The 18,027-nt window shown below is 62.5% G+C and carries 19 protein-coding genes and 1 other RNA gene; 16 read left to right on the forward strand and 4 right to left on the reverse strand.

Annotated elements, in window-relative coordinates:
- Positions 1-106 precede the first annotated feature (106 nt).
- The 4 genes from ACQ4MJ_RS06320 to gyrA form a co-directional block, all read right to left on the reverse strand.
- Positions 107-979 (reverse strand): prephenate dehydrogenase, encoded by an 873-nt coding sequence (locus ACQ4MJ_RS06320; RefSeq protein ID WP_055402512.1) that lies wholly within the window; start codon positions 977-979, stop codon positions 107-109.
- A 12-nt stretch (positions 980-991) separates the two neighbouring features.
- Positions 992-2,089, reverse strand: coding sequence for a prephenate dehydratase (gene pheA, locus ACQ4MJ_RS06325; protein ID WP_121506108.1), 1,098 nt, complete (start codon positions 2,087-2,089; stop codon positions 992-994).
- Between the two features lie 54 nt (positions 2,090-2,143).
- Positions 2,144-3,253, reverse strand: coding sequence for a 3-phosphoserine/phosphohydroxythreonine transaminase (gene serC, locus ACQ4MJ_RS06330; RefSeq protein WP_121506109.1), 1,110 nt, complete (start codon positions 3,251-3,253; stop codon positions 2,144-2,146).
- Between the two features lie 107 nt (positions 3,254-3,360).
- The gene (gyrA, locus tag ACQ4MJ_RS06335; protein ID WP_431149524.1) at positions 3,361-6,027 is read right to left on the reverse strand and encodes a DNA gyrase subunit A; all 2,667 of its coding nucleotides are present in this window, start codon (positions 6,025-6,027) and stop codon (positions 3,361-3,363) included.
- 224 nt (positions 6,028-6,251) lie between these two features.
- Here gyrA and ompA point away from each other — a divergent pair, with 224 nt between their 5' ends.
- The 16 genes from ompA (at position 6,252) to hutC (ending at position 17,990) form a co-directional block, all read left to right on the forward strand.
- Positions 6,252-6,890 (forward strand): outer membrane protein OmpA, encoded by a 639-nt coding sequence (gene ompA / locus ACQ4MJ_RS06340; protein WP_121506111.1) that lies wholly within the window; start codon positions 6,252-6,254, stop codon positions 6,888-6,890.
- A gap of 93 nt (positions 6,891-6,983) precedes the next feature.
- Positions 6,984-7,694, forward strand: a complete 711-nt coding sequence (gene ubiG, locus ACQ4MJ_RS06345; RefSeq protein WP_431153108.1) for a bifunctional 2-polyprenyl-6-hydroxyphenol methylase/3-demethylubiquinol 3-O-methyltransferase UbiG — start codon at positions 6,984-6,986, stop codon at positions 7,692-7,694.
- 10 nt (positions 7,695-7,704) lie between these two features.
- Entirely contained in the window at positions 7,705-8,370 is a 666-nt protein-coding gene (locus ACQ4MJ_RS06350; protein ID WP_176886246.1) for an HAD-IA family hydrolase, read from the forward strand.
- A 12-nt stretch (positions 8,371-8,382) separates the two neighbouring features.
- Positions 8,383-8,769: a transfer-messenger RNA gene (gene ssrA, locus ACQ4MJ_RS06355) on the forward strand.
- An 868-nt stretch (positions 8,770-9,637) separates the two neighbouring features.
- On the forward strand, positions 9,638-9,898 hold the full coding sequence (locus ACQ4MJ_RS06360) for a hypothetical protein (protein WP_228898258.1): 261 nt from the start codon (positions 9,638-9,640) through the stop codon (positions 9,896-9,898).
- A gap of 149 nt (positions 9,899-10,047) precedes the next feature.
- Entirely contained in the window at positions 10,048-10,359 is a 312-nt protein-coding gene (locus ACQ4MJ_RS06365; protein WP_431149522.1) for a hypothetical protein, read from the forward strand.
- A gap of 165 nt (positions 10,360-10,524) precedes the next feature.
- Positions 10,525-10,728 (forward strand): hypothetical protein, encoded by a 204-nt coding sequence (locus ACQ4MJ_RS06370; protein ID WP_431149521.1) that lies wholly within the window; start codon positions 10,525-10,527, stop codon positions 10,726-10,728.
- Positions 10,729-10,768: 40 nt separating this feature from the next.
- Entirely contained in the window at positions 10,769-11,044 is a 276-nt protein-coding gene (locus ACQ4MJ_RS06375) for a hypothetical protein (RefSeq protein WP_431149520.1), read from the forward strand.
- Positions 11,045-11,196: 152 nt separating this feature from the next.
- Positions 11,197-11,664 carry a Spy/CpxP family protein refolding chaperone gene (locus tag ACQ4MJ_RS06380; RefSeq protein WP_055394104.1) on the forward strand — a complete coding sequence of 156 codons (468 nt, stop codon included), beginning with the start codon at positions 11,197-11,199 and terminating at the stop codon, positions 11,662-11,664.
- A 17-nt stretch (positions 11,665-11,681) separates the two neighbouring features.
- Complete coding sequence (locus ACQ4MJ_RS06385) at positions 11,682-12,008, forward strand: hypothetical protein (protein ID WP_121420402.1); 327 nt, start codon at positions 11,682-11,684, stop codon at positions 12,006-12,008.
- 17 nt (positions 12,009-12,025) lie between these two features.
- The gene (locus ACQ4MJ_RS06390) at positions 12,026-12,754 is read left to right on the forward strand and encodes a response regulator transcription factor (RefSeq protein WP_121506124.1); all 729 of its coding nucleotides are present in this window, start codon (positions 12,026-12,028) and stop codon (positions 12,752-12,754) included.
- On the forward strand, positions 12,751-14,163 hold the full coding sequence (locus tag ACQ4MJ_RS06395; RefSeq protein WP_121420400.1) for a HAMP domain-containing sensor histidine kinase: 1,413 nt from the start codon (positions 12,751-12,753) through the stop codon (positions 14,161-14,163). Before ACQ4MJ_RS06390 ends, ACQ4MJ_RS06395 begins: the two co-directional genes overlap by 4 nt.
- 395 nt (positions 14,164-14,558) lie before the next feature.
- Positions 14,559-15,524 (forward strand): ABC transporter substrate-binding protein, encoded by a 966-nt coding sequence (locus ACQ4MJ_RS06400; protein ID WP_121422772.1) that lies wholly within the window; start codon positions 14,559-14,561, stop codon positions 15,522-15,524.
- Between the two features lie 22 nt (positions 15,525-15,546).
- Positions 15,547-16,383 (forward strand): ABC transporter permease, encoded by an 837-nt coding sequence (locus tag ACQ4MJ_RS06405; RefSeq protein WP_121506125.1) that lies wholly within the window; start codon positions 15,547-15,549, stop codon positions 16,381-16,383.
- Positions 16,380-17,159 (forward strand): ABC transporter ATP-binding protein, encoded by a 780-nt coding sequence (locus ACQ4MJ_RS06410; protein ID WP_121506126.1) that lies wholly within the window; start codon positions 16,380-16,382, stop codon positions 17,157-17,159. Before ACQ4MJ_RS06405 ends, ACQ4MJ_RS06410 begins: the two co-directional genes overlap by 4 nt.
- A gap of 18 nt (positions 17,160-17,177) precedes the next feature.
- The gene (gene hutC, locus ACQ4MJ_RS06415) at positions 17,178-17,990 is read left to right on the forward strand and encodes a histidine utilization repressor (RefSeq protein WP_121506127.1); all 813 of its coding nucleotides are present in this window, start codon (positions 17,178-17,180) and stop codon (positions 17,988-17,990) included.
- Positions 17,991-18,027: the final 37 nt, after the last annotated feature.

Consider the following 18,027-nt stretch of genomic DNA (forward strand, 5'->3'; position numbering starts at 1 on the left):
CCGTCATTACTGGCGCAGGCCCATCCCAGTGCACCCGTGGAACTGGCTTTGCCAGGCCACTGGGTGCGTCCCCCTCGGGGGAAGGCGCCGCAGGCGACTCAGGGGGTTACTTTCTCTTCGCACCCATGCGCCAATGCGCCCGGGTCTCGCTGGCCAGCGTCAGCATGTCTTCCAGCGCCTGGGCATCGCCCTTTTGCATGGCCTGCTCGATGGTGTGCAGTGCCTGCTGGAACAGTTTGGACTGGGCGATCAGCTCGTCGCGGTTGGACAGCAGGATGTCGCGCCACACCTTGGGATCACTGGCTGCAATGCGCGTGAAGTCCCGGAACCCCGGGCCCGCCAGCGACAGGAAGTCGTCTCCGGTGTCCTGGCCCGTGATGCTGTTCATCATCGCAAAGGCGAGTACATGGGGCAGGTGACTGACAGCTGCAAACGCCGCATCGTGCGACTCGGGCGACATGCTGGTCACACGGCTGCCCAGGGCCGTCCAGATGTCCTGGGCTTTTTGCAGCTGCGCGGTGAAGGTGCGTTCGGTGGGCGTCAGGATCACCTGGCGCCCGCTGTAGAGATCGGCCTCGGCGTGTTCCACGCCCGACACTTCGCGCCCGGTGATGGGATGTGCGGGCACAAACGAGCCCACCTGATCGCGCAATGCGCGGCGTGCGGCCTGCACCACATCGGCCTTGGTGGAGCCCACGTCCATGATCAGCATCTGGGGGGTGACCAGGTGCTTGATGGCCTTGAGCGTGGCTTCGGTGGCGGCCACGGGCACGGCCACCAGCACAATGTCAGCGCCAGCAACGGCCAGCAAGGCGGACGGCGCCTCGACATCGATCACACCCAGCTGACGGGCGCGGTCGGTGGTGGAGGGTGATTTGCTGTAACCCACCACGCGTTTGACCAGGCCGGCCTTCTTCATGGCCAGGGCGAATGAGCCTCCCATGAGCCCGCAGCCGATCAGTCCCAGTTGTTCGAACATGGCGACGGCTCCTTATGACGAGACAGGGTAGGTGCCCAGGACCTTGTAGAACGCGCACAGGCTGCGCAGTTCTTCCAGCGCCCTGGCCACATGGGGCTGGGCAGGATGGCCGTCGAGATCGATGTAGAAGTAATACTCCCACTGGCCGGTGCGGGCGGGGCGCGATTCGAAGCGCGTCATGGACACACCGTGCGTCTTGAGTGGCACCAGCAGGTCGTGCACGGCGCCAGGGCGGTTGGGTACCGACACCACAAGGCTGGTGCAGTCCTTGCCCGAGGGCGGTGGCGTCTGCAGCGTGTGCGGCAGGCAGATGATGGCGAAGCGGGTGCGGTTGTAGGCGTCGTCCTGAATGGCGTGGGAGACGATGTGCAAGCCGAACTGAGTGGCTGCGCGTTCGCTGGAGAGGGCCGCCCAGGCGGGGTTGGTGGTGGCCAGGCGGGCGCCCTCGGCATTGCTCGACACCGGGCGGCGCTCGGCGTGCGGCAGGTGCTTGGACAGCCAGGCCTGGCATTGGGCCAGCGCCTGCGGGTGGGCCAGCACGGCCTCGATGCCGTCGAGCGAATTGGTGGTGCGCAGCAGGTTGTGGCGCACCAGCAGGCTCACTTCGCCCACCACATGGGTGGGGGTGTGCAGGAAGAGGTCGAGCGAGCGGGTGACCACGCCTTCGGTGGAGTTCTCGACGCCCACCACGCCGTACTGCGCGCTGCCAGCGGCTGTGGCGTGGAACACTTCGTCGAAGTTGGCGCAGTACATCAGGTCGGCCGCGCCGCCAAAGAACTCGATCGCTGCCTGCTCGCAGAACGTGCCCTCGGGGCCGAGCACGGCCACACGCTGGGGCGATTCGAGCGCAAGGCAGGCGGACATGATCTCGCGCCAGATGGCAGCGACGTGCGCACCCTTGAGCGGCCCAGGGTTGGCATGGGTGATCTTGTCGATGACCTGGGCTACACGGTCGGGTCGGAAAAAGGGCGTGCCTTCGCGCTTCTTGACTTCACCCACCTGTTCGGCCACGAGCGCCCGTTGGTTCAGCAGCGTGAGCAGTTGCTGGTCGATGCTGTCGATCTGCACGCGCAGGCTGGCGAGGTCGGGTGAGGCTTGCGGAGTGTTCATGGATGGGGAAATTTCGGTGCGCTGTCGCGAAAACGTGGGTGGGCCGTAGTCCGCTCAGGCGTGTTTTTGTTCAAATTCTCGCATGTAGTCCACCAGCGCCTGCACGCCCGCCAGGGGCATGGCGTTGTAGATGCTGGCGCGCATGCCGCCCACGGACTTGTGGCCCTTGAGCTGCAGCAGGCCGCGCTCCTTGGCGCCGACCAGGAAGGCTTCGTTGCGGCTTTCGTCGCGCAGGAAGAACGGGATGTTCATGCGCGAGCGGCAGTTGGCAGCCACCTTGTTCACATACAACTGCGAACTGTCGATGGCTTTGTAGAGAAGATCCGCCTTGGCCATGTTGCGCTGCTCCATGGCTGCCACACCGCTCAAGGCCCCTTCGGTCTGGCGCTTGAGCCACTGGAAGGTCAGGCCTGCAACGTAGATGCCCCAGGTGGGGGGGGTGTTGAACATGGATTGGTTTTCTGCCACCACGCGGTAGTCAAACGCGCTGGGGCAGGCGGGCAGGGCGTGGCCCAGCAGGTCCTCGCGCACGATCACCAGCGTGAGGCCTGCAGGCCCGAGGTTCTTCTGCGCACCGCCAAAGGCCAGTCCGACACGTGACCAGTCCACCGGCCGCGATGCGACATGGGAAGAGAAGTCAATGATCAGCGGTGCATCGCTGCCCAGGGCCTTCAGGTCGGGCAACTCGTGGAACTCGGTGCCATTGATGGTTTCGTTGCTGCAGATGTGCAAATAGCTCGCACCCCGGCTCACCGTCCAGGAGGCCGGGTCGGGCACGGTGGTGAAGCCGGTGTCTTCGGAGGAGGCCACGATGTTCACTTCGGATGCGTATTTGCGCGCTTCCTTCTGCGACTTTTGGCTCCAGCTGCCAGTCACCACAAAATCAACCACGCCGGCCCGCGAGAGATTGAGCGGGACGATCGCGTTCTCGGCCAGGCCACCGCCCTGCATGAACAGGATCTTGAAGTTGGCGGGCACGGCCAGAAGCTCGCGCAGATCGGCTTCCGCCTGTTCGTAGATGGACAGGAACTCTTTGCCCCGATGGCTCATTTCCATCACGCCCATGCCGCTGCCATGCCAGTCCAGCATCTCGGCGGCGGCCTGCTCCAGGACTTCGGTGGGTATGGCGGCCGGGCCGGCCGAGAAGTTGTATGGGCGTTTCATTTTTTTGGTCAAAATGGCTGCTGGCGCTTATCAGATAAGCGCTAGCAGCTTCAGTTTTAATAGCGCAATGGGTGCTGCGCCGTCGGGGCAGCACCCGCTGGTCTGACTCAAGCGTCTGGTGGTTCCGGGGTTTCGGCGGCTGGCGGGTTTCCGTCGTTGGCGTTGCCTTCGGTTTCGCCCTCAGCCACATTGGCGTCGTTTTCAACAATACGTTGCAGCCCGCTGAGCTTGGAGCCTTCGTCCAATGCGATCAGTGTGACACCCTGCGTGGCGCGGCCCAGTTCGCGGATCTCGGAGACGCGGGTGCGCACCAGCACGCCCTTGTCGGTGATCAGCATGATCTCGTCGTCAGCATGCACCAGCGTGGCGGCCACCACCTTGCCATTGCGCTCGCTTTGCTGGATGGCGATCATGCCCTTGGTGCCCCGGCCGTGGCGGGTGTATTCGGTGATGCTGGTGCGCTTGCCATAGCCGTTTTCGGTGGCGGTGAGCACGCTCTGGGTTTCGTCCTCGGCGACCAGCATGGCGATCACGCTCTGGCCGTCTTCCAGCATCATGCCGCGTACGCCACGTGCCGCACGGCCCAGTGGGCGCACGTCGTTTTCGTCGAAACGCACGGCCTTGCCGCCATCACTGAACAGCATCACGTCGTGTTTGCCATCGGTGAGGGCGGCGCCGATCAGGTAGTCGCCATCATCCAGGTTGACGGCGATGATGCCGCCCTTGCGCGGGTTGCTGAATTCATCCAGCGCCGTTTTCTTCACGGTACCCATGCTGGTGCCCATGAACACATAGCGGTCGGCCGGGAAAGTGCGCATGTCGCCGGTCAGTGGCAACACGACGTTGATTTTTTCGCCGTCTTGCAGCGGGAACATGTTCACGATGGGGCGGCCACGCGATCCGCGCGACCCGGCGGGCACTTCCCAGACCTTGAGCCAGTACAGGCGGCCACGGTTGGAGAAGCACAGGATGTAGTCGTGCGTGTTGGCGATGAAGAGCTGGTCGATCCAGTCGTCTTCCTTGGTCGCCGTGGCCTGCTTGCCGCGTCCGCCGCGCTTCTGGGCACGGTATTCGGACAGGGGCTGGCTCTTGATGTAGCCGGTGTGGCTGAGTGTGACCACCATGTCGGTGGGGGTGATCAGGTCCTCGGTGGAGAGGTCCTGCGCGCTGTACTCGACGATGCTGCGGCGAGCTCCCAGCTTGTGCTGGCCGAACTCGGTCTTGATGGAGGTGAGTTCTTCGCCAATGATGGTGGAGACGCGCTCGGGCTTGGCCAGGATGTCCAGCAGGTCTTCGATGACCGCCATGACCTCCTTGTACTCGGCGACGATCTTGTCCTGCTCCAGGCCAGTCAGGCGCTGCAGTCGCATCTGCAGGATTTCCTGGGCCTGCGTTTCCGACAGGCGGTACAGGCCGTCCTGGCCCATGCCGAATTCTTTTTCGAGGCCGTCGGGGCGATAGTCGTCAGCATTGATCACGCCACCGTCGGCACGCGTGCGGGTGAGCATCTCGCGCACCAGCTTGCTGTCCCAGGGGCGGGCCATCAGCTCGGCCTTGGCCACCGGCGGGGTGGGGGCGTTGCGGATGATGGCGATGAAGTCGTCGATGTTGGCCAGCGCCACGGCCAGGCCTTCGAGCACGTGGCCACGGTCGCGCGCCTTGCGCAGCTCGAACACTGTGCGGCGGGTGACCACTTCACGGCGGTGCTGCAAAAAGACGCTGATCAGGTCGCGCAGGTTGCACAGGCGGGGCTGGCCGTCGATCAACGCCACCATGTTCATGCCGAACGTGTCCTGCAGCTGCGTCTGCTTGTACAGGTTGTTGAGCACTACCTCGGGCACTTCGCCGCGCTTGAGTTCAATCACCAAGCGCATGCCCGACTTGTCAGACTCGTCCTGGATGTGGCTGATGCCTTCGATCTTCTTCTCGTGCACCAGCTCGGCCATGCGCTCCTGCAGCGTCTTTTTGTTGACCTGGTAGGGCAGCTCATCGACGATGATGGCCTGGCGCTGGCCCCGGTCGATGTCCTCAAAATGGCACTTGGCGCGCATGATCACACGCCCGCGCCCCGTGCGGTAACCGTCTTTGACGCCGTTGATGCCATAGATGATGCCGGCCGTGGGGAAGTCGGGCGCGGGAATGATCTCCATCAGCTCATCAACTGTGGCATCGGGGTTGCGCAGCATGTGCAGGCAGCCATCGACCACTTCATTGAGGTTGTGGGGCGGGATATTGGTGGCCATGCCCACGGCAATACCGGCCGAACCGTTGACCAGCAGATTCGGGAGCTTGCTGGGCAATACCAGAGGTTCCTTTTCGCTGCCGTCGTAGTTGGGGCCGAAATCGACGGTTTCCTTATCGATATCGCCCAGCATTTCATGCGCGATTTTGGCCAGGCGGATTTCGGTATACCGCATCGCTGCGGCGTTATCGCCATCCACCGATCCGAAATTTCCTTGGCCGTCCACCAGCATATGGCGCAGCGAAAAATCCTGTGCCATCCGCACGATGGTGTCGTATACAGCGGAATCACCGTGCGGGTGGTATTTACCAATCACGTCGCCTACGATACGGGCCGACTTTTTATAAGGCCGGTTCCAATCGTTGTTGAGCTCGTGCATCGCAAAAAGCACGCGGCGGTGCACTGGCTTCAAGCCGTCGCGCGCGTCGGGCAGGGCCCGGCCCACGATCACGCTCATCGCGTAATCAAGGTAACTGCGCCGCATCTCTTCTTCGAGGCTGATCGGCAGGGTTTCTTTGGCAAACTGGGTCATTGGGGACTGCGGTGGCGGCGAAGGAGAACCATTTTAGAGGTAAGACCGTGTAGCGACCACGCAACATATCGAAGCAATTCCGGTTTTGTCCTACGGGCCCCAGGCGGGTGCCCCCGCTTTTGCCCTGTTACGTATGGCACAATCGTTTGAACGCTTTGGGTGATGGTCACTCCAAGCGTCCTGATTCGCAGCGCGGCTGCGGCTTTTTCCCCAAGAGGAGAACCATGAAGAAACTGAACAAAGTGGCGATGTTGTTTGCCTCTGCAGCGCTCGCAACCGCCGCTGGCGCACAAACCGTTGACAACTGGAGAAACGCTTCTGGCATCGTCTGGAAGAACGGCACCAACGAATACTGCTGGCGCAATGCCAACTGGACGCCTGCAACGGCTGCTCCTGGCTGCGATGGCGCTATCGCCGCTCCAGCTCCTGCTGCTGCCGCTCCTGCTGCTGCCCCAGCTCCTGCTGCTGCCGCTCCAGCTCCTGCCGCTCCAGCTCCTGCTGTGGCCACCAAGGTGACCTACGCTGCTGACGCATTCTTCGACTTCGACAAGTCGGTGCTGAAGCCAGAAGGCAAGGCCAAGCTGGATGACCTGGTCTCCAAGGTCAAGGGCATCAACCTGGAAGTGATCATTGCCGTGGGTCATACCGACTCCGTGGGCTCCGATGCTTACAACCAGAAGCTGTCGGTGCGTCGTTCCGAAGCCGTGAAGGCTTACTTGGTGTCCAAGGGCATTGAAAAGAACCGCGTCTACACCGAAGGCAAGGGCGAAAAGCAACCCGTGGCTGACAACAAGACTGCCGAAGGCCGTGCGAAGAACCGTCGCGTGGAAATTGAAGTGGTCGGTACCCGCGCTTCCAAGTAATCCTCGGATTGCTTCCCAAAAAAGCCCCGTTATCGGGGCTTTTTTGCGTCTGGGGTTTTTTGTCCCTTGCCTTTCGTCGTGGAGAATCAGTGCATGAGTGAAATCGTCAATGCAGATCCGGCCGAACTGGCCAAGTTTTCGGAATTGGCCCATCGCTGGTGGGATCCCGAAAGTGAATTTCGCCCCTTGCACCAGATTAATCCTTTGCGGCTCGACTGGATCAATGCGCAGTGCAGCCTGTCAGGCAAGCGCGTACTGGATGTTGGCTGTGGCGGCGGTATTTTGGCCGATTCCATGGCCCGGAAAGGCGCGGACGTGTTGGGTATTGACCTGGCTTCCAAGGCGCTGCGTGTGGCCCAGTTGCACGCGCTGGAGGCCGAGACCACCAACATCCAGTATCGGGAAGTCAGTGTGGAGGCGCTCGCCAAAGAGCAACCCGCCAGCTTTGACGTGGTGACCTGCATGGAAATGCTTGAGCATGTGCCTGATCCTGCATCGGTTGTGCGAGCCTGCTCTGAGCTCGTGAAACCGGGCGGATGGGTGTTCTTTTCGACCATACACCGAAGTGCCAAGGCTTTCATGCTGGCCATTGTGGGCGCTGAATATGTATTAAACATGCTGCCCCGTGGAACGCATGAATACGCCAAGATGATTCGACCCAGCGAACTGGCCGCCAGCTGCCGCAGTGCGGGCCTTGACGTGCAGACCACCCGAGGCCTGGAGTACAACCCCCTTACGCAACGTTACTGGTTGAGCAGCGACACCAGTGTGAACTACCTGTTTGCCACGCGGCGCGCAGCCTGAGGCCGAGCCAATGTTTCAGAATATCCGCGCGGTGCTGTTTGACCTGGATGGAACACTGATTGACAGTGCCCCTGATTTAGGCGCTGCTGCCGACAAGATGCGCACGGACCGTGGTTTGCCCTCCCTGCCGCTGGAGCGCTATCGTCCGATGGCAGGTGCCGGTGCCCGTGGCATGTTGGGCGAGGCATTTGGCATGGCGCCCGACCATCCCGACTTTTTGACCATGCGCGAGGAGTTCTTCGTGAACTATGAGTCGTGCATGACAGAACGTACCAGCATTTTTGAGGGGGTGCCGGAGCTGGTATCCCAGATCCTCCGCCGTAATCTGGCATGGGGCGTGGTGACCAACAAGGCGACCCGCTTTACGGACCCTCTGACCCGCGCCATTCCGCTGTTTGCGACCGCAGGAGCGGTGATCAGCGGAGACACCACTCCCCATGCAAAACCCCATCCTGCCCCTTTGCTCGAGGCGGCGTCGCGCTTGAAACTGGAGCCGGGGCAGTGCATCTATGTGGGGGACGATGAGCGCGACATTCTTGCAGGCCTCGCTGCGGGCATGGGAACTGTCGCAGCAACCTACGGATACCTGGGGGCCAAGACCAATCCGGCGGAGTGGGGCGCGCATGCTGCAATTAAATCTCCGGTCGAGCTCTTGCAATTGCTTGTACGCACCTAAAATAGAGGGTCTGGGGCTGTCCTGGTTTCGACGTGGGTTCGGAATCGGTGTGGTGCATGTCGAGCTTGAGTCACGCTCGTAAATCTCGATTTAAAAAACTAACTGCAAACGACGAACGTTTCGCACTCGCTGCTTAATTGCCAGTGAGCCTTGCAACAGTTGGCCGATGGGCTGGGCAAGGGGGTTCTGAGCAATCAGTGCCTCCCGGCTGCAAGGATAATTACATGGGCTGGCTCTGATCCGGGTACCTTGGGTTGGAGCGAGAAAATAGGGTGCTGGCGGCCTGTGTAGCGTGCGACTGCGCGACACAGGCGGCGAGACTCAAATCAGATCGCTAAACATGTAGATCTGCCCGATGAAGGCTTGCGGACGCGGGTTCAATTCCCGCCAGCTCCACCACCATAACGTCCAAGGGCGTTCGCTGATTTCCAGCGAACGCCCTTTTTCATTGGTAAAACAGGTACTTACGGTGCATGGACATGCGCCGTAGTTCGCTGGTAGCCACAGCTAAACCGGGGAACGGATGGGGGAACAAACCTGAAAAATCACCGACTGCGCCTAGTTGTTCCCGCGTTTCCTTCGGGGGCTATTGCATCCATGCATTCCAAGACTCTTTCCAGAAACTGCTGCACCGAAAGATCCTTGTTTGCCTCCCAGGGGTTGGTGTGCTGACCGTCGATGCCCTGGGAAATATTGGCAATTGAGTGCGATAGATTGGTCGGCAGGGGCTGTTTGCCTGCGGCGAGAGCCGCGAGGTTCGAAAAAAATAGCCCGCACGAGGCGGGCTAAATCATTGCATCACTCGCACAGGGGAGGGGCGAACCGCCAGATTTGACGGTAGGTGCATCCTAAGTCCGGTTCCGATTGGTGTGCGTTGGGCGGGTCAGTAAATCGTGAAATATGTCCGGTTTACACGGGCCTCCGACGTGTCAGCAGGGTTTGAAGGTTTTAGCGCGACGAACAAAACTCCCCTGGCGGCCGCCCGTCTTGTTGTACGGCTTGTACTGCTTGCGAAGGGACGCCTAGCCCGGGCCGCTGCGCTAGGTTTTGTTCGCCGCTCTTGGCTGCAGTGCCGCTTGTTCCATACATCGCAATCGCAGCGTTGTGAAGATGGGTTTGGGGTCTACGGACCGTATCTCCAAGCGGCGCAGGTTGTCATTGGACGACGCAGCCTGATTAGATCGCGAGGTTGTAGCTTCGTGTATCAATTCTTGAGCCTCAGGGGCTCACGCCGCACAATGCACGCTCGTTCACGCCGGAGGCCACCATGCCAATGGAGTACTTGAGAGCGCTGGAGCGCGACGCGCTTCCCCTGATTGAATCGGATGTCGTCAACATCGACAAGCTGCGCATCCTGCGCGCGGCAGGAATGGTGGAGGTGCAGCTTCCGCCCGTCGATTCACCCCATCAGAAAGCCCAGGTGCTGTATGTCACTGGCCTCGGTTGTGCGACCCTGCGAGCCTGTGGAGCCCGCGTCAAGACACACCACCGGGAATCGCATTGCGATCTGGAGTCTTCCTACGACTGAGGGCCCTGGTGGGGGGATTCCTGGAAAAACTCTAGGCACCGGGAGAAATCGTCCTACAGAGTGTTGCGCTGCACCAGAAGGGCCATAGTCGCAGGCCAAAAATACGATGAAGCATCTGTATTGCTGGCACGGCCAGACGAAAGGTGCATATGAGCAGTTGGCACAAATTGGCGCTTGGCAACGACGATGAGGCCTTTGAGCCTGCCTTGCGAATCCAGCAGATGTTCATGTCGAAGTTCTTGATGTGTCCTCCTGGTTCTGGCAGGGCACTTTTTTCTTGCTACGACAAGGCGAACGACAACCTCTGGCTGTACTTTTCCCCTGCAGCGCAGGACATCGCATTGCGTGTGTATGCACAGCCGTGTGATTCCCCGACAGCACTGGACTGCATTGGTCTGCTGGCCGGTGAAGGCGATGCGCTCGGAATGGGGGAGTCTCCTTTGCTGAAAAAGGCGGCGTAGTCCTCTTCCGGACAAGGGCACTTGCAAAGCCGGCCTCTTGGTCTTACGCACTTGACGTGTATGCGCTGTCCCACATCCGTGTTCTCTGGGCTCTGACATGCGCTCGTGCATGGGCATGTGCCAATCTTTTTACCGGCCTTCATCGGAGCGGCCTGAGGAGTAAGTATGTTGTCCTACGATCCCACGCTTTCTCACCACCTGGAAGCTTGCCCAGAGGCTCCCTCTCTGCAGATGGGCCAGCCCGCAGCCAGGCTCTTGCAACGCCAGCAAACCGACAACCTGCCTCTGGGCCGCAGCGATAGTCACGGCCTGGAGCGGGAGTTGCAGTTTACCGATCTGGACTGTCAAGAGCCGCAGGCGATGGGCTGATGACTTTTCGCCTGCAAATGGGTGGTTGCGGAGCAAAGCGATGTCGGTGCTGACACTGCACATCCGCCCGGAAGGTGCCCAGCAGTATCTGGCAAGGGTGTTCGACGGAAAAATTCTGGTCGGTGTTCCGACCTTGCACCCCGGCATCAAGGAGGCGATAGAGGCGTATGGCTTGGGCCAAGGCTTCGCGGGGGTGATTGCCTTCCATATCTGGTATGGCGGCTGGAGCGTCGGCACCATACCACTCGCCCGGATGCGGACTGAGGCTGCCGAGTTGGCAAATCGCCTTGTTGTGCTTTCCGCCGTGGTCCGTTAAGGGCACTCGCAGCTATGTTGCAGGCTGGTGGGTGGCATAGCACGGGGGGTGAAACAAAATGAAATAAACCGAAACTGCGTCGAGACCCCATCGACTGGGTCTGTCGGCACCATAAGGGGCATGTTCAACACCGTCCATGAAAGGACTGCACCATGAAACCCTGGATCAAGAAAACCCTGATGGGCATCTTCGGCGCCTCCATTGCCGTGGGCGGCTTGACGGCCTGCTCCAGCAGCCACCATCACCGCGGCCCGATGAGCCCCGAGAAGATGACCGAGGTGCGTGGCAAAGTGGTGGAGCGCGTCAGCAGCAAGCTGGACCTGAACGAGGCGCAAAAGCTCAAGCTCAATGTGCTGGCTGACAAGATGGAAGCCCAGCGGGCAGCTTTCATCGGCAAGACTGCGGACCCGCGCACCGAAATGCAGGCCATTGTGGCGGGCGCCAAGTTTGACCGCGCGCGGGCGCAGACCTTGCTGGATGAGAAAACCCGCGCGGTCCAGGCCAACAGCCCCGAAGTCATCAGCGCACTGGCCGATTTCTACGACAGCCTGAACCCCGACCAGCAGCAGAAAGTGCGCGAGATGATGCAGAGGCGCAAGGGCTGGATGGCGCGCGGCTGATGGCGGGGGGCGTTCACATGTCTCCTACGCTGGAACCCATCCACCGCCTGGCACAGGGCGTGCGCAAACATGGGCCTGCGCTGCTGGCGGGCATGCCCGACCCCCACGACGAGTTAATGTCGCTGGTCTGGGGGCCGCGTTTTGACCGCGAACATGCGCTGGGCCTGGTCGCTCGCCAGCCTGCAGCCGCAGCGCAGACCCTGCCTGCGCTGCTGGCCGCCGCAGACCACTTTGACACGCTGCATTCCGGTGCCCAGGGCCGCCTGCGCAAACTTATCGTGCGACACCGCGCATTGCGTGTGGTGGACACCGCTCGGGGGCCCGCCCACGGAGCGGATGCCTGACGGTGTGAGAATTGCGCATGCACCGCATCCTGCTTATTGACGACGACGCGCAGCTGGGCCCGCCACTGGCCACCTACTTCCAACGGTTCGAGCTGGAGTTGATCCATGCCCTCAAACCGAGCGACGGGCTCGCCCAGCTGGCGACAGGCGGATTTGATGCCGCCATCCTGGATGTCATGCTGCCCGAAATGGACGGGTTTGAGCTGTGCCGCACCATTCGCAAGCAGGGCGATCTGCCCATCGTGATGCTGACCGCCCGGGGCGAGGTGATGGACCGGGTGGTGGGGCTGGAGCTGGGAGCCGATGACTACCTGCCCAAGCCTTTTGAGCCGCGTGAATTGGTGGCTCGACTGCAGACCGTGCTGCGCCGCCGCCGGGCCAGCGCGCCCGGGAACGGCTCGGGTGCCACGTTGGAGTTTGAAGGCCTGAGCATTGATGCAGCCCGCCGCAGCGTGTTGCGCCAGGGGGTGGCGTTGGAGCTGACGGGCACCGAATTCGACCTGCTGCACCTGTTGGCCCGGGAGCCTGGCAAGGTGTTCAGCCGCGACGACATCCTCAACCAGCTGCGCGGGCATGAGGCCGAGCTGTATACGCGCGCGGTCGATATTGTGGTCAGCCGCCTGCGCAAGAAGCTGGAGCCGCTGGACTGCATCAAGACGTTGCGCAACGCGGGCTATTCGCTGGCACTGCGCAGGGCGGCCAGTGCTCCGCCTGGTGCCCCTTCTTCGGCATCGACCTGGCCATGAAGCCCTCCGATTCACAGCTCGGGCACGATCCCGCCTGCCCATGGCACCGACGTGCGCGCGATGCCGTCGGGTATTCGCTGCGCATCCGCCTAGTGCTGGTGTTCATGGCACTGGCCGTGACCGTGGCCGTGGTCTTCATGGGTGGCATGCAGAAGGTGGTTGCTCTGGGCTGGAAGGAGGCCGCACGTCCGCTGCTGATGGACTATGTGGACCGCCTCACCGCTGAGATTGGCAGCCCGCCCAGCATCGAGCGGGCACAGGCCATAGCCGACCGGCTTCCGGTGACGCTGCGCATCGACGGGCCGCAGATCCACTGGGATTCGCACCCCGATCGGCCGCGCCCGGACTGGATGAGTGACAAGGTCCAGCGCCAGGACCACTGGAGCCGCGATGACACCGGCTACCGCCTTCTGCAGCGCACCACGGCCGATGGCCACCACATCGAATTCGGGCTGAACGCGTTATCGTGGGACAAGCGCCCGCGCATCGCCTGGGGCACGCTCACGGTGTTGCTGTTGCTCACAGCGCTGGCCTTTGTGTATGTGCGCCACCTGTTGCGGCCCCTGGACGACATCCGGCATGGTGCGCGGCGCTTTGGCAATGGCGACTTTGGCGAACCTATTCCGGTGCGCCACGCGCACCGGCCCGATGAGCTGGGACAGCTGGCGGGCACCATCAACACCATGGGCGAAGACATCCACCAGATGCTGGAGGCCAAGCGGGCGCTGCTGCTGGCCATGAGCCACGAGCTGCGCAGCCCCCTCACACGGGCGCGCTTGAACACCGAGCTGTTGCCCGAATCGCCCGATGTGCTTGCCCAGCGCGCAGCCCTGATGCGCGACCTGGGTGAAATGGCACGGCTCATTACCGACTTGCTCGAAAGCGAGCGCCTGGCCGGGCGTCATGCGGCCCTGCACCGCGAGCCCACTGACCTGGCCGAGCTGGCGCGTGAGGTGGTGGCGGAACTGGAAGTGCGCCACCCTGGGGCAACAGCGATCACGCTGCTGGTGCCCGGCACTTTGCCCACCTGCATGCTCGACCGGTCCCGTGTGCGCCTGCTGATGCGCAATCTGCTGGACAACAGCCTGCGCCACAACGACCCCGCAGCCCAGCCGCCGCAGATCGAACTGCGAATGAACGAAGGCGTGGTGGAGATCGAAGTGCGGGACCACGGCCCCGGCGTGCCGCCTGCGCATCTGCCGCATCTGGCCCAGGCGTTCTACCGCCCCGACACGGCGCGCCAGCGCACCACAGGGGGGGTAGGGCTGGGGCTGTATCTGTGCCGCCTGGTCACGCAGGCCCACGGCGGCACCCTGCTGGTGCGCAATGCGGAACCGGGCCTGAGAGTCACGGCGCGCTTGCCGTGTCCTGACGGTGCGGCACAGGCAACTGCTGGCGCGCCAGGCTGAGCGCGGCGCAGTCCACGCCGATATCTGGCGCACACGGTTGGTGCGCTTGTGGCCTGCATCGAGATGGCGCAACGGGTGCTGCTCCAACCCGCCCTGGCAGCCCTGTGCTTTGCGGTAGGTGTCAAAATAATGCCTGAAATGGCTGCTAGCGCTTTATGGGTAAGCGCTAATAGCTATTATTTTAATAGTGAAATTGCCAGGCCCATGGAGACCCAAGCCGCCTAGCCAGATCAGCTGGCCCCGATCTTGCTCAACCCTGGCACTACCTCCGCACATGGTGAGGGCCTAGCGTTTACCCTGTATATACAGGTATGCTCCGGCTGTCATCATGGCAACCGGCACGCAGGCGTCCCGGCTGGGTGGGCCAACGAACTTTCTTCACACAGGAGCAGATGATGACTCGATCGGTTGCGAAATGGACGTCGCTGGCAGCGGCAACGGCATGCGTGATGGCACTGGCCGCACCGGCCCAGGCGCAGGACACCAAGATTGTGCTGGGCATGTCCGGCTGGACGGGCTTTGCGCCGCTCACCCTCGCCGACAAGGCCGGCATCTTCAAGAAGAACGGCCTTGATGTGGAGATCAAGATGATCCCGCAGAAGGACCGCCACCTGGCCCTGGCCTCCAAGTCCATCCAGTGCGCTGCCACTACGGTCGAGACGCATGTGGCCTGGAACGCCAACGGCGTGCCCATCGTGCAGATCTTCCAGATGGACAAGTCCTACGGCGCCGACGGCATTGCGGTGCGTGGCGATATCAAGAGCTTTGCAGATCTCAAAGGCAAGACCATCGGCGTGGATGCGCCCGGCACCGCGCCTTACTTCGGCCTGGCCTGGATGCTGAGCAAGAACGGCATGAGCCTCAAGGACGTGAAGACCACCACGCTGTCGCCCCAGGCGGCCGCGCAGGCCTTCGTGGCGGGCCAGAACGACGCCGCCATGACGTATGAGCCCTACCTGTCCACCGTGCGCGACAACCCCGCCTCGGGCAAGATTTTGGCCACCACGCTCGACTACCCCATGGTGATGGACACCGTGGGCTGCGACCCCACCTGGCTCAAAGCCAACGGCAAGGCCGCGCAGGCGCTCGCCAACTCGTACTTCCAGGCGCTCGACATGATCAAGGCCGACCCGACCAAGTCCAACGAAATCATGGGCGCTGCGGTCAAGCAGACGGGCGAGCAGTTCGCCAAGTCGTCGTCCTTCCTGCGCTGGCAGGACAAGGCTGCCAACCAGAAGTTCTTTGCGGGCGAACTGCAGGCTTTCATGAAGGACGCCACGGCCATCCTGCTGGAGGCCGGCATCATCCGCAAGGCGAATGAGGACCTGGCGGTCACCTTCGACGCGAGCTTCATCAAGTAAGAAACTGGAAGAAGAACGCGCCATGTCTGCCGTGCAACCCCTGTCCGTTACCGCGCCAAAAGCCCCTGTGCGGCGGCGTTCACTGGCTCCACTGGAGCCTGTGAGTGCCCGCGCCCGTTGGTTGCTGGGCTTTGGTTTTTTTGTGTTGTTTGTGCTGGTGTGGGCGTTTTTCACGCTGGGCGGCTATGTGTCGCCCACGTTTTTGGCCAGCCCCGTCACGATGGCCAAGGAGGGCTGGCTGCTGTTTGCAGAGTATGGCTTTCACAAGGACATCGGCATGACGGTGTGGCGTGTGTTCGGCGGCTTCATCCTGGCCGCAGTCATCGCCGTGCCGCTGGGCATTGCCATGGGTGCTTACAAGGGCATCGAGGCGTTCTTTGAGCCCTTCATTTCGTTCTGCCGCTATCTGCCAGCCTCGGCCTTCATCCCGCTGCTGATCCTGTGGGCGGGCATTGGCGAGGCTCAGAAGATCCTCGTCATCTTCATCGGCTCGGTCTTCCAGATCACGCTGATGGTGGCCGTGACCGTAGGCGGCGCGCGGCGCGACCTGGTGGAGGCTGCCTACACCCTGGGTGCGGGCCACAAGGGCATCGTCACGCGGGTGCTCATCCCCGGTGCTGCCCCCGACATTGCGGAAACCCTGCGCCTGGTACTGGGCTGGGCCTGGACGTATGTGATCGTGGCCGAGCTGATCGGCTCATCGAGCGGCATCGGCCACATGATCACCGACAGCCAGTCGCTGCTCAACACCGGCCAGATCATCTTCGGCATCATCGTAATCGGCCTTATCGGGCTGGTGTCCGACTTCGCCTTCAAGGCCCTCAACCACCGGCTGTTTGCCTGGAGTTTCGTGCGATGAGCTCTGTTTCCATTCAAGCCGTCTCGCGCGTTTTCGAGACTGCCAAGGGCCAGCGCACGCAGGCGCTGCAACCGGTGGACTTTGAAGTGCGGGACAACGACTTTGTGACCATCCTCGGTCCCTCGGGCTGCGGCAAGTCCACGCTGCTGCGGATCGTCGCGGGGCTGGATCATGCCACCAGCGGCCGCGTTCTACTGGATGGCGCGCCGGTCGAAGGCCCCGGCGCCGAGCGCGGCATGGTCTTCCAGAGCTACACGCTGTTCCCCTGGCTCACCATTGAGCAGAACATCCGCTTTGGCCTGCGCGAGCGTGGCATGCCCGAGGCGCAGCAAAAGGAGCGCGCCGCGTACTTCATCGCCAAGGTCGGCTTGCGCGGCTTCGAGCAGCACTTTCCCAAGCAGCTGTCGGGCGGCATGCAACAGCGCACCGCCATTGCGCGCGCGCTGGCCAACGACCCCAAGATTTTGCTGATGGACGAGCCCTTCGGCGCGCTGGACAACCAGACCCGCGTGCTCATGCAAGAGCTGCTGCTGGGCATCTGGGAGGCCGAGCGCAAGACGGTGCTCTTTGTCACCCACGACATCGACGAAGCCATCTTCATGGCCAACCGCGTGGCCGTGTTCAGTGCCCGGCCCGGCCGCATCAAGACCGAGCTGGCGGTGGACCTGCCTCACCCGCGCCATTACACGATCAAGACCAGCCCCGAGTTCATGGACCTCAAGGCGCGCCTCACCGAAGAGATCCGCGCCGAATCCATTGCGGCGGACCTGCACTGACCTGAACCCGCACACCCCATGAGCGCCCGTCCATTCCGCCGCACCGCAGCCACTGCACCGCGCAGGGCCACGCCCGCCAAGGCCGTGGCCGCCGTGGCTGCGCCCGCGCAGGCCATGGCGCTGTACGAGCAGGTCAAGGACCACATCTCGCGCAAGATCCAGGAAGGCATCTGGCGCGCGGGCGACCGCCTGCCTTCCGAGAACGAGTTGGTCACCCAGTTCGGTATCTCGCGCATGACGGTGAACCGCGCGCTGCGTGAGCTGGTAGAGCAGGGCCGCATCGTGCGCGTGGCGGGCGTGGGTAGCTTTGTGGCCGAAGACAAGCCGCAGTCCACGCTGCTGCAGATCGCCAACCTCGCGAGCGAGATCCGCCAGCGCGGGCACGACTACCGCTGCGACGTGCTGGCGGTAGAGCGCATCTCGGCAACGCTCGAAGTGGCCGCCGCGCTGGACCTGCGCACGGGCGAGTCGGTGTTCCACTCGCTGTGCATCCATCGCGAAGACGGCCTGCCTGTGCAGCTCGAAGACCGTCACGTGAACCCGCGCCAGGTGCCTCAGTTCGCCGCGCAGGACTTCACGCTGCTGCAACCCTCCGAGTACCTGGTGCGCAACGTGCCCTTCGACCAGATCGAGCATGTGGTCGATGCCGTCATGCCCACTGCGGAGCAGGCCACGCTGCTGGAGATGTCGCCGCAGGAGCCCTGCCTGCTGCTCACCCGCCGCACCTGGTCGCGTGGCGTACCCATCACCGTGGTGCGCTGCCTGCACCCTGCTACCCGCTACCGTTTGGGCAGCCGTTTCCGAGCCGACGGCAACCCCGTCGCCGGTTGAAAGTTTTTCGCCAAAAGCTCAGAATTTTTTCGCTTGT

The sequence above is a fragment of the Acidovorax facilis genome, from assembly GCF_050626955.1.
In the GTDB taxonomy this organism is placed as follows: domain Bacteria; phylum Pseudomonadota; class Gammaproteobacteria; order Burkholderiales; family Burkholderiaceae_C; genus Acidovorax; species Acidovorax facilis.